This is a genomic window from Frigoribacterium sp. ACAM 257 (genome assembly GCF_007954365.1).
In the GTDB taxonomy this organism is placed as follows: Bacteria; Actinomycetota; Actinomycetes; order Actinomycetales; family Microbacteriaceae; genus Frigoribacterium.
In genome coordinates, this window is the sequence record NZ_VOLO01000009.1 from 23008 (window position 1) to 34744 (window position 11737).

9 protein-coding genes are annotated in these 11737 nt (G+C 71.0%); 5 read left to right on the forward strand and 4 right to left on the reverse strand.

Annotated elements, in window-relative coordinates; all coding sequences use genetic code 11:
* From ES689_RS15255 to ES689_RS15265, 3 genes are read right to left on the reverse strand one after another with little or no spacing between them, the layout of a single operon-like run.
* Positions 1-1017, reverse strand: coding sequence for a Gfo/Idh/MocA family protein (locus ES689_RS15255; RefSeq protein WP_146906401.1), 1017 nt, complete (start codon positions 1015-1017; stop codon positions 1-3).
* Positions 1014-2114, reverse strand: coding sequence for a DegT/DnrJ/EryC1/StrS aminotransferase family protein (locus tag ES689_RS15260; RefSeq protein ID WP_146906403.1), 1101 nt, complete (start codon positions 2112-2114; stop codon positions 1014-1016). The genes ES689_RS15255 and ES689_RS15260 overlap by 4 nt, the downstream gene beginning before the upstream one ends.
* Complete coding sequence (locus ES689_RS15265; RefSeq protein ID WP_146906405.1) at positions 2111-2779, reverse strand: acyltransferase; 669 nt, start codon at positions 2777-2779, stop codon at positions 2111-2113. The genes ES689_RS15260 and ES689_RS15265 overlap by 4 nt, the downstream gene beginning before the upstream one ends.
* 133 nt (positions 2780-2912) lie before the next feature.
* Here ES689_RS15265 and ES689_RS15270 point away from each other — a divergent pair, with 133 nt between their 5' ends.
* The 4 genes from ES689_RS15270 to ES689_RS15285 all read left to right on the forward strand — a co-directional run bounded on the left by ES689_RS15270 (position 2913) and on the right by ES689_RS15285 (position 7037).
* Positions 2913-3632 carry a sugar transferase gene (locus ES689_RS15270; protein ID WP_146906407.1) on the forward strand — a complete coding sequence of 240 codons (720 nt, stop codon included), beginning with the start codon at positions 2913-2915 and terminating at the stop codon, positions 3630-3632.
* The gene (locus ES689_RS15275) at positions 3629-4252 is read left to right on the forward strand and encodes a NeuD/PglB/VioB family sugar acetyltransferase (RefSeq protein ID WP_146906410.1); all 624 of its coding nucleotides are present in this window, start codon (positions 3629-3631) and stop codon (positions 4250-4252) included. Before ES689_RS15270 ends, ES689_RS15275 begins: the two co-directional genes overlap by 4 nt.
* Positions 4249-5547, forward strand: coding sequence for a glycosyltransferase family 4 protein (locus ES689_RS15280; RefSeq protein WP_146906412.1), 1299 nt, complete (start codon positions 4249-4251; stop codon positions 5545-5547). The genes ES689_RS15275 and ES689_RS15280 overlap by 4 nt, the downstream gene beginning before the upstream one ends.
* Before the next feature lie 92 nt (positions 5548-5639).
* Complete coding sequence (locus ES689_RS15285) at positions 5640-7037, forward strand: hypothetical protein (RefSeq protein ID WP_146906414.1); 1398 nt, start codon at positions 5640-5642, stop codon at positions 7035-7037.
* 14 nt (positions 7038-7051) lie between these two features.
* On the opposite strand, the gene ES689_RS15290 is transcribed toward ES689_RS15285, so the two are convergent.
* Positions 7052-9244, reverse strand: coding sequence for an ATP-dependent Clp protease ATP-binding subunit (locus ES689_RS15290; RefSeq protein ID WP_146906416.1), 2193 nt, complete (start codon positions 9242-9244; stop codon positions 7052-7054).
* Positions 9245-9411: 167 nt separating this feature from the next.
* On the opposite strand from ES689_RS15290, the gene ES689_RS15295 reads away from it, so the two are divergent.
* Positions 9412-11737: hypothetical protein (locus ES689_RS15295; RefSeq protein WP_223269646.1), on the forward strand; the 2326-nt coding region annotated here is incomplete at its 3' end.

Here is an 11737-nt window from a genome sequence, read left to right on the forward strand (position 1 = left end):
TCAGGCCGAGATCAAGGAGGCGCGGGGGTCGACGGGCTGGCCCGTCGACGCAGAGCGGATGGTCGCCTCGGCGACCCGAAGCGTGGCGAGGCCCTCGCTCAGGGTCACGATCCGCGAGGGCCCGTCACCGCGGACGGCATCTCGGAACGCCTCGTGCTCGACGACGAGGGGCTCTCTCTTGGTCAGCGCGAAGCGCGTCATGGAGCCCTCGGCGACTCCGCGGAACGCGGAGACCGCGTCCCAGGACGTGTCGATGGTCCCGTTCTCGTAGAACGTGAGATCAGCCGTGAGGGTGTCGGCGACGAAGGAACCTCGCGATCCGGTGACGATCGTCAGGCGCTCCTTGAAGGGTGAGAGCCAGTTGACCAGATGGTTGGTCACGGTGCCGTCCTCGAGCTGGCCCGAGAAGGCGACCAGGTCTTCGTGCAGCCGACCGCTCTTGTGGGCGGCCTGCCCGTAGACGCTGCGGAACGGGCTGCGCGCCAGCCAGGCGGTCAGGTCGATGTCGTGCGTGGCGAGGTCCTTGACGACGCCCACGTCGGCGATGCGGGAGGGGAACGGCCCCTGCCGTCGCGTCGCGATCTGGTGGACGTCACCGGCCTCGCCGGCCTCGAGACGCTCTCGCAGGGACTGCAGCGCCGGGTTGTAGCGCTCGATGTGCCCCACGGCGCCGACGAGTCCTCGGCTCTCGAACGCGTCGACGAGGCGCTCGGCGGCGGCGACGTCGTGCGCCACGGGCTTCTCGATCAGGGCGTGCACCCCCGCCTCGGCGAGCTGCATCGCGACGCCCTCGTGCCAAGCCGTCGGCACTGCCACGACCGCCGCGTCGATGCCGAGGCGCAGCAGGCGCTCGACGCTGTCAACGAGGGGGAGGCCGCCGGCCGCACCGTGCGGGTCGCCGCACGAGTCGGCCACACCGACCAGTTCGACGCCGTCGACCGAACGGAGGACGCGTGCGTGGTGGCGACCCATCATGCCGAGGCCGACCAAGCCCGTGCGCACGAGCCGCGCGCTCATCGGCCTGCTCCGGCGACGGACTCGACGGCCTCGACGATGCGGTCGAGGTCGCCGTCGGTGACGGACGGGTGCACCGGCAACGAGAGCGCTTCTCGGGCGGCGCGTTCTGTCTCGGGCAAGTGGAGGTCGGCACGGAAGGACGGCAGGCGGTGGACGGGCGTCGGGTAGTAGACGCCCGTGCCGATGCCGTGCTCGAGCTCGAGGGCACGAGCGAAGCCGTCGCGGTCGTCGGCCACCCGCACGGTGTACTGGTGGAAGACGTGGGTCGCCTCGGTCGCCACCGTGGGCGTGGTGACGGACGCGATGCCCTCGGACAGTCGGGCGGCGGCGAAGCGGCGGCGCTCGGTCCAGGCGGCGAGCTTGCGCAGCTGCACCCGTCCGATGGCGGCGTGGAGGTCGGTCATGCGGACGTTGAAGCCGACGACCTCGTTCGCGTACCGCTTCTCCATGCCCTGGTTGCGCAGCAGGCGGAGCAGGCGCTCGATGCCCTGGTCGGCCACCGAGATCATGCCGCCCTCGCCCGAGGTCATGTTCTTCGTGGGGTAGAGGCTGAAGGCACCGGCGACGCCGAAGGTGCCGACCGGCTGGCCGCCCCACGTGGCGCCGTGGGCCTGCGCGGCGTCTTCGAGCACGAGCAGGCCGTTCTCGTCGGCCAGCTGCGAGAGGGCCGTCATGTCGGCCGGGTGCCCGTACAGGTGCACGGGCATGACGGCGCGCGTGCGGGGGGTCAGGGCACCGCGCACCGAGTCGACGTCGAGGTTGAAGTGCAGGGGCTCGATGTCGGCGAAGACCGGAGTCGCGCCGACCAGGGCGACGGCGTTCGCGGTCGCGGCGAAGGTGAACGACGGCACGATCACCTCGTCGCCGGGGCCGATGCCTGCGGCCAGCAGGCCGAGGTGCAGGGCCGTCGTGCCCGAGTTCACGGCGACGCTGGGTCGCCCGTCGAGCAACTCGGCCGAGAACTCGCGCTCGAACGCGGCGACCTCGGGGCCCTGGGCGAGCATGCCGGTCGCCATGACGGCGTCGACGGCGCGCCGTTCGTCGTCGCCGATGAGCGGCTTCGCCGCGGGGATGGGCGTGGGGGTCGTTCGGGTCATCGTCGTTCCTCCTGGAGGGCGCCGTCCACGACGCGGTAGCGGGTGCCCGTGACCGGGCAGATGAATGAGTCGCCGTCGGCGGCGAGGGGTGCACCGGCACGCCCGACCCAGCCGACGTGGCGGGCCGGGACACCGGCGACGAGGGAGTGGTCCGCGACGTCGCGGGTGACGACCGCACCGGCGGCCACCATGGCCCACCGACCGATCGACACGGGCGCGACGCAGACCGCCCGCGCACCGAGGGAGGCGCCGTCGCCGACCCGGACCCCGACGGGGGACCAATCGGACGCGCTCTTCAGGGCACCGTCAGGGGTCACCGCCCGCGGGGTGCGGTCGTTCGTCAGGACGACCGCGGGGCCGACGAAGACGCCGTCGCCGAGCTCGGCCGGCTCGTAGACGAGGGCGTCGTTCTGGATCTTGCACCGGTCGCCGACGACGACGCCCGCCCCGACGTAGGCACCCCTGCCGATGATGCAGTCGTCGCCGACGCGGGCCCCCTCGCGGATCTGGGCGAGGTGCCAGACGCGCGTGCCGCGGCCGATGACCGCCCTGGCGTCGACGTCGGCCGACGCCGCGACGGGCGGGTCTTCGGGCGAGCGACGTCCGGCGGCGGCGGTCGCTGCGGTGGCGTCGTCAGGCGGGCTGGTGGCGGGTCTCGGGTCCATGGATCCTCCGGTCGGTCTCCGCTAGAATACGTCATGTCTGCACGAAATTCCAGACCTAAATATTTCTTCCAGGCCTTCCTTTTCGCGGAATGGGAACGTAACATTTCACACACGACGACCCGAGGAGGACCTAATGGAGCGAACGAGCTCCCCTGAAGCACGCGCCCGAGGGCGACGCGTCTACGAGACGACCAAGCGCGTCGTCGACGTCGTCTGCGCCTCCGCGGCTCTCGTCCTCCTCTCCCCGGTCCTGCTCGTCGTCACCGTCGCCGTCGCGACGCGTCTCGGGCGCCCCGTCCTGTTCCGGCAGGTCCGGCCGGGGCTGCACGGCGAGCCGTTCACCCTCGTCAAGTTCCGCTCGATGCTCGACGTCGACCCGGCGACCGGGCTCCTCACCGACGCGGATCGCCTGACGCCGTTCGGCCGACTGCTGCGATCGACCAGCCTCGACGAGCTGCCCAGCCTGATCGGAGTGCTCCGGGGCCAGCTCAGCCTGGTCGGCCCCCGCCCCCTGCTGCTGCACTACCTGCCGCTCTACGACGCCGAGCAGGCGCGGCGCCACGACGTGCGACCCGGCCTCACCGGTCTCGCCCAGGTCAGCGGGCGCAACGGACTCGACTGGGACGAGCGCCTGCGACTCGACGTCGTCTACGTCGACCGACGAGGGCCGCTGCTCGATCTCCGCATCGCCCTCCGCACCGTCGTCAGCGTCCTGCGCCGCACGGGAGTCACGGACTCCGGCGACGTCACCTGCCGCCCCTTCACGGGCTCGTCCAGCCCGTCGTCGACCACGGCCGACCCGTCGCAGCAGATGCCCGACGAGCGCGGCACCGGTGCCGAGGTGGCGGCGTGACCGGCGCGGTGGTCGTCGTCGGAGCAGGCGGCATGGGCCGCGAAGCCGTCGACGTGGCACGCGCGGCCGGCCGTCGGGTCGTGGGCGTCGTCGACGACGGCCCCTCCGAGCACGACCTCGTTCGCCTGGCTCGTCTCGACGTTCCGTTCCTCGGCGGCGTCGACGGGTGGATCGCCTCCGGCTCGACCACTCCGTGGGTCGTCGGCATCGGCGCGCCCTCCGTCCGGCGCTCGATCGCGGCACGCCTCGCGCCCCTGGCTCCCGCAGCCCCGGCCCTCGTGCACCCGGCCGCGACCCTCGGCTCGGACGTGACCCTCGACGTCGGGACGATCGTCTGCGCCGGCGCGCGGATCTCGACCCACGTGCGCATCGGCCGGCACGTGCACCTGCTCGCCAACTCGGCCACCGGCCACGACGTGGTCATCGGAGACCACGTGAGCATCAATCCGGGCGCCGTCGTCTCGGGCGCGGTCACGGTCGGGCGTGACAGCCTCGTCGGCGCCGGCTCGACCGTCCTCCAGCAGCTCAGGGTGGGCGAACGGTGCGTGGTGGCAGCCGCGGCGTGCGTCGTCCGCGACGTCGCGGACGACCTCGTCGTCCGCGGGGTGCCCGCACGATGAGCGACCGCGTCGTCTGGCTCGTCAACCACTACGCCACGAGCCAGCACCGCGACGGACGCAGCGGTCGCCACGAACAGTTCGCACGCCGACTGGCAGACCGCGGGTGGCGGGCCGTCGTCATCGCCGCCAGCACCGACCACCCGACCGGACGCCAGACCCTGGGCCCGTGGCGACTGCGCGAGCGCTGGCTCGGTGCCCGACACGAGTTCCTCTGGCTGCGGGGAGTGTCCTACGCGGGCAACGGTGCGGCGCGGGCCCTCGACGTACTCGCCTTCACGGCCCTCCTCCTGCTGCCCGGGGCGCTCCGCGGCCTGCCCCGCCCCGATCTCGTCGTCGGCAGCTCCGTCCACCCTCCGGCGGCGTGGGCGGCGTCGGTGCTGGCACGCCGACTCCGCGTCCCGTTCGTCTACGAGCCGCGCGACCTGTGGCCCGAGACGCTCGTGCAGTTCGGCGTCGTCGGCCGCCGTTCGCCCGTCACGCTCGTGCTCTCGCTGCTCGAGCGGATCTGTGCCACCCGCGCGGTCCACGTCGTGTCGCCCCTGGAGGGCGTCGGGCGGTACCTGGAGGCGCGAGGCGTGCACAGGCCGTTCACCTGGGTGCCCAACGGCGTCGCCCGCGAGCTCGAGGGCGGGCTGGACGGCGAGGCCGCGCCTGCCGACGACCGCTCGGCAGTGTCCACCGCGTCGTCCTTCGAGGTCACCTACCTGGGCTCGATGGGCCGCGCGAACGCTCTCGGTCCGGTGATCGACGCCTTCCACGCGGCCGCGAGCCGACCCGGCGGCGAGCACCTCGTCCTCCGCCTGGTCGGCACGGGCCCCGACCGCCCTGCCCTCGAGAGCCAGGTCGCCTCCGGGCACCACGCCGACCGCGTCGTCTTCGAGGGGCACGTGTCCCAGCAGCGCGCCCGGGCCATCGGCCGGAGCGCCGACTGCCTCATCGCCAATCTCCTGCCGCTCGACCTCTACCGTCACGGCACGTCGCTCAACAAGTTCTTCGAGTACCTCTTGCTGGCCAAGCCGATCGTGCTGGGCGCCTCCGTGCTGCACGACCCGGTCACCGATTCGGGCGCCGGGTCGCGCGTGGACGGCGGCGACGCCGAGGCACTGGCCGCGGCCATCACGGCGGTCGCCGCGATGAGCCCGCCGGAACGCGCCGAACGCGGCGCGAAGGGTCGGCGCCACGTGCTCGCCCACTACGACTACGACGTGCTCGCAGATCGGCTCGCGACGGCCTTCGACGATGCGGCGACGAGCGGCGCGGCCCCCGCTCGTGCGGTGCCGAGGGCACGCCCGTGAACGCGGCAGCCACGACTCCCCCCTGCCGCGCCCGAGCCACGATCGAGGTCGTGGGCTCGAGCGCGGGCGGGCTGTCGTCGTCAGGCTCCCCCGTGTCCCCGCCCACCGCCTCCTGGGCGAGTCTCCTGGTCCAGGTCGTGACCATCACCCTCGGCACGGTGCTCTACGCCCTGTCGTTGCACTGGGTCTACGCCCACCTCATCACGGTGCCGTTCGCGTACGCCGGCTTCACGTACCGAGCCGCGGCCCCTCAGCTGACGATCGCGACCCTCATCTTCGTGTGCGCCGTCGCCGTCAGCCTCCCGGCTCGGCCTCAGCGGGTGTCGCACGTCGTCCTCTGGGTGCTGTTCGTCGTCGGGGTGGCCCCCGCCATGCTCATGGTCGCCTACACGGGGTACCTCGGCGAGCGCGAGGCCGCCGTGGCGAGCGCCACCATCGGCCTGGCCTTCGGGACAGCGACGGTCGGGACACGCGTGCTCGACGCCCGCGCGGCGACGACCGGCCACGTCGTCGCCTCGAGCTCGTCCGCAGCCGGCCCGACCGCGCAGCCGCACCGACGGTTCGCACCGGGCACCGCATTCTGGGCGATCTGCGGGCTGCACTCGGCGCTCACCTACGGCGTGATGGCGGCGACGACCGGCTTGTCGCTGCGTTTCGTCGCTCTCGCTGACGTGTACGACGTGCGGGCCGTCTACAAAGAAGAGGTGCAGGGCGGCTCGGGCCTGCTCGGCTACCTCCTCAGCGGTCAGGCCAACGTCGTGAACACGGCGATCATGGCTCGGGGCATCACCAGCCGCAACGTGCCGCTCATCGCCGCCGGCGTGATCGGTCAGCTCGTGCTCTACTCGGGCACCGGCTTCAAGACGATCCTCTTCTCGTTCCCCGCCGTGCTCGTGATCGCCTTCGCGACGCAGGTGTCGGGCGGGCGGGCCCGCGCGGCAGGGCTCGCGTACGTCGTCGCGCCCGTCGCCCTGATGGTCGTGGCGGCCGTCGCCGACGAGCTGCAGGGGGGCATCGTGTGGACCTCGTTGTTCGCCCGCCGTTTCTTGATCACCCCCGGCGTGCTCACGAGTGCCTACGTCAACTTCTTCGGCGAGCACCCGCCCGCGGTGTGGGGGCGGTCGTTCCTGCGGTGGTGGGTCGACTCCCCGTACGACCGCTCCATCGCGCTCGAGGTCGGCCAGTACCTCCAACCCGGCGGAGCCCTGGCGGCGAACGCCAACCTCTTCGCCGACGGTTTCGCCAACCTGGGCCACGTCGGGGTGATCGGCACGGGCGTGGCTCTGCTGGCGTTCCTCCGCTTCGTCGACCGGACTGCTCGCGACCTGCCGCTCGCAGTCGCGGCCATGGTCATGGTCATGCCGAGCATCACGCTGTCGAACACGTCGCTGCCCACCGCGATGCTCTCGCACGGGCTCGCGCTGGGCACGCTCGTGCTCGCCGTGGCGCCCCGGTCCGGGTGGTCACGTGCCCGGGGCGACACGGGCTAGCGACAGGGCCGGGGTCAGTCAGGCAGGTCGTCGAGATCGGCCGGGTCCGCGTCCACGACGTCGAACCGGCCGACGGTCAACGCGTCGCCGTCGGGCGCGACGTCGACCCGGACGGTCTCGCCGTCGCGGATCTCACCGCCGAGCAGACCCATGGCGAGCTTGTCGTCGATCTGCCGCTGCATGAGGCGGCGGAGCGGCCGCGCGCCGTAGATGGGGTCGTAGCCGCGCTCGGCCAGCCAGGCTCGTGCGTCGGGCGTGACCGCGAGCGACAGTCGCCGGTCGGCCAGCCGACGGCCGAGGCGGTCGACGTAGAGCGACACGATCTGGCCGAGGTCGTCGGCGGTCAACGTCGAGAAGACGACGATGTCGTCGAGGCGGTTGACGAACTCCGGCTTGAAGGCCTGGCGGACCATGGCCTGGACCGCCTCCTCCTTCTGCTCGTCGGTCAGCCCCGGCTCCGTGATCACCTGGCTGCCGAGGTTCGAGGTGAGTACCAGGATCGTGTTGCGGAAGTCGACCGTCCGCCCCTGGCCGTCGGTGAGCCGGCCGTCGTCGAGCACCTGCAGCAGCACGTCGAAGACCTCAGGGTGGGCCTTCTCGACCTCGTCCATGAGCACGACGCTGTAGGGACGCCGACGCACCGCCTCCGTCAGCTGACCGCCCGACTCGTAGCCGACGTAGCCGGGAGGCGCGCCCACGAGGCGAGAGACGCTGTGCTTCTCCCCGTACTCGCTCATGTCGATGCGGACGAGGGCCTTCTCGTCGTCGAAGAGGAAGTCGGCGAGGGCCTTCGCCAGCTCGGTCTTCCCGACGCCGGTAGGCCCGAGGAACAGGAACGAGCCGGTCGGCCGGTCGGGGTCGCTGATGCCCGCGCGCGTGCGGCGCACCGCCTCGCTCACCGCCGTCACGGCGCGACGCTGACCGATGAGCCGCCGACCGAGCTCGCTCTCGAGGTGCAGCAGCTTCTCGGTCTCGCCGCTGAGGAGGCGCCCCACCGGGATGCCCGTCCAGGCCGCCACGACCTCGGCGATGTCGGAGTCGGTGACGCTGTCGCTGACGAGGCGCTCGTCGCTCTGCTCGAACGACTCGGCGTCGGCGAGCCGCGTCTCGATGTCGGGGATGCGCTCGTAGCTGATGCGCGCCGCGTCCTCGTAGCGGCCCTCGCGGAGAGCCCGGTCGGCGTCGATGCGCGCCTCGTTCAGGTCGCTGCGGAGCGTCCCGACACCCTGCAGCGCCGCCTTCTCGGCCTGCCACCGAGCGTCCAGGTCGTCGAACGCGGCCTGCTGCTCCGCGATCTGCTCGCGGAGGGTCGCGAGGCGGGCGACCGAGGCGTCGTCCTTCTCCTTCTTGAGCGCGAGTTCTTCGATCTGCAGGCGGACGAGCCCTCGGTAGAGCTGGTCGAGCTCGACCGGCGACGAGTCGATCTCCATCTTGAGGCGGGAGCCCGCCTCGTCGACGAGGTCGATCGCCTTGTCGGGCAGCTGGCGGCTCGGGATGTACCGGTTCGACAAGGAGGCGGCCGCCACGAGGGCGCCGTCGGTGATCGTGACGCCGTGGTGCGCCTCGTACCTCTCCTTGAGGCCCCGGAGGATCGCGACCGTGTCCTCCACGGTCGGCTCCCCCACGTAGACCTGCTGGAACCGGCGCTCGAGGGCAGCGTCCTTCTCGATGTACTGGCGGTACTCGTCGAGCGTCGTGGCGCCGATCAGCCGCAGCTCGCCGCGGGCGAGCATCGGCTTGAGCATGTTGGAGGCGGCGACCGAGCCCTCACCGCCGCCTGCGCCCATGAGGGTGTGCAGCTCGTCGATGAAGGTGATCACCTGGCCGTCGCTCCGCGTGATCTCCTTGAGGACGTCCTTCAGGCGCTCCTCGAACTCGCCGCGGTACTTGGCTCCGGCGACGAGGGCCGCGAGATCGAGGCTGATCAGCCGCTTGTCCTTGAGGGAGTCGGCGACGTCGCCCGCGACGATCCGCTGCGCGAGGCCCTCGACGACGGCGGTCTTGCCGACGCCGGGCTCGCCGATCAGCACGGGGTTGTTCTTGGTGCGGCGGGTCAGCACCTGGCTGATGCGACGGATCTCGGCGTCGCGCCCGATGACGGGGTCGAGCTTGCCGCTCCGGGCGATCGCCGTGAGGTCGACGCCGTACTTCTCGAGCGCGGTCTTCTGCTTCTCGTCAGAGGCGGGTGCGCCCTGCATGTTGGCCATGATTGTCTCCCCGGAACTTGAGTCTCGTTAGCTCAAGTTTACGCCGTTGCCGTCGGGCTCGCCATCACGCTTGCGAGACTCCGGTTTAAGATGTAATATTTATCTACCTCATCCGGTACGCCGTCAGGCGGATCCAAGCCAACGCCACAGAAGGACACGACTCCTCCATGAAAAACATCATCAACGGCGCTCTCAGCGCGGCGGCGATCGGTGCGGCCCTCGCGTCGTCACTCGTCGGCGCAGGCGCTGCACACGCCGCGCCCCAGCCGGACCAGAACCGTGTCATCACCCAGAAACTCGTCTTCAAGACGGACGACAACAAATTCGCGACGTTCCGAGGCTCGTTTACGTTCGAGAAGTTCACCACCTACGAGGCCGCGTACGCCGTGGCCACGACGTTCAGGACGCCTGCGGTGGGCCAGTGGGGCACCATGCAGTACAGCCCCTTCACGACACTTTCTTGTCTCGGCGGTTACGTCGATTGGATCGGGCAGACAGGCTGCACAACCGGCAACCAGAATCAGTACCGCATCAATCAAGACGGCACCCTCGAGTCCTGGAGCAACAAGAAAGTCAACGGCATCACCCGGCCGTCGAGCGCGGACCTCGCCCGGCTCGGCACGAGCAACCCCTGGAAGCTCGTCCTTCCCGCGACCGCACCTACGGTCTCGGTGCCCGAAGCGAAGGCTGGCCAGACCGTTAGTGCGACCGTCTCGTTCCCGCAGCGTGTCTACGGCAAGCTGGTCTTCACTGCTCCTGAGCACACGACGATCGTGGGCGTGGACTACCGCTCGTGCGACGTGTCCGACGACGGCAAGACGGCCACGTGCGGCGTCGACTCGGACTACTGGACGGCGGACCGCGTCGTCACGCTCAAGGTCGACTCCGACGTCCGCACCGACGCCAGCATCCCGTGGGGCTCGAACCTCCCCGGCGGGAGCATGAAGGTCGTCAAGTCCGGCTCTGCCGACATCACGAGCACGCTCACGGCCAAGGTCGTCCGCGGCGGCTGGGCCGTCTCGAAGCCCACCATGCGGCCGGGGACGACCGGCACCTCCACCGTCGCCTTCGACAACACCCACACGGGCCCGATGACCGTCACCGCGCCCGCCGACACCACCCTCACCGGCATCACGGGCGGCACCGAGAAGTGGACCATCTCCGCCGACGGCACCACCGCCACGGCACCGTCCGGCACATGGACAGGGACCCGCACCCTCAGCCTGCGTGCATCCGCCACCGCCGAGGCCGGAGAGAAGGTCGGCGGCTCCGTCACCAGCGGCACAGGCCTGAACAGCATCACGGTGCCTCTCGACGCGAACGTCGCGGAGACGAAGAGCACCGTCCTCGGCGCGTACGCGCTCGAGGCCAAGCCGACGACGGGCGCGCACTTCGCCCCCGGCGCCGACGGCACCGTGAGCTTCACCTCGCGCCCCTCCCGCGGCCCGGACGGCATCGACATCGTGCCCGGGGAGTCCATGTCCTGGACCACGACCCTGCCCAAGGGCCTCGAGATCCGCGGCAACACCTGCTCCGACGTGTACACCGGCTACACCGCCACCTGCGACTTCGGTGCCACCGCCCCCGACGGCACCCGGACGGTCGTCTACACGGTCACCCGCGACGCCGACCAGCCGGCGGTCACCAACGCGTTCCAGCACGTCCACACCACCACCTACGACGTCCGAGCGACCGCCGACCTGGCCGCAGACGCCAAGGTGGTCACCACCTTCACCCCGACAGGGGGCCACACCTCGGACAGCCCCCGCACCGAGACAACCGTCCCCGTGGCGCAGGGGCCCGTGGTCACGGTGACGAATCCGGCTGACCCGGCCGACGGGTACACCCCCGGCACCGCGTTCACCTTCACCGGCACCGCGACCGCGGGCAAGACCATCACCGTGCAGAACGTGTTCGGCACGGTCCTGGGCCAGAACGTGCCCGTGGCGGCCGACGGCACCTGGTCGTGGACCCGCGCCAACATGGGCACCTCGAACTGGATGCTCGAGTTCGTCCAGGACAAGGGCACCGCGAACGAGCACAAGGCCACCGTCTACAACTTCAAGCCCAACGCCGCCCCGGCACCGGTCGTGACCGTCACCAACCCGGCGAACCCGGCCGACGGGTACACCCCCGGCACCGCGTTCACCTTCACCGGCACCGCGACCGCAGGCAAGACGATCACCGTGCAGAACGTGTTCGGCACGGTCCTGGGCCAGAACGTGCCCGTGCAGGCCGACGGCACCTGGTCGTGGACCCGCGCCAACATGGGCACCTCGAACTGGATGCTCGAGTTCATCCAGGACAAGGGCACCGCGAACGAGCACAAGGCCACCGTCTACAACTTCAAGCCCAACGCCACCCCGGCACCGGTCGTGACCGTCACCAACCCGGTCAACCCGGCCGACGGCTACCCGGCGCAGACCTCGTTCACCTTCACCGGCACCGCGACCGCGGGCAAGACGATCACCGTGCAGAACGTGTTCGGCACCG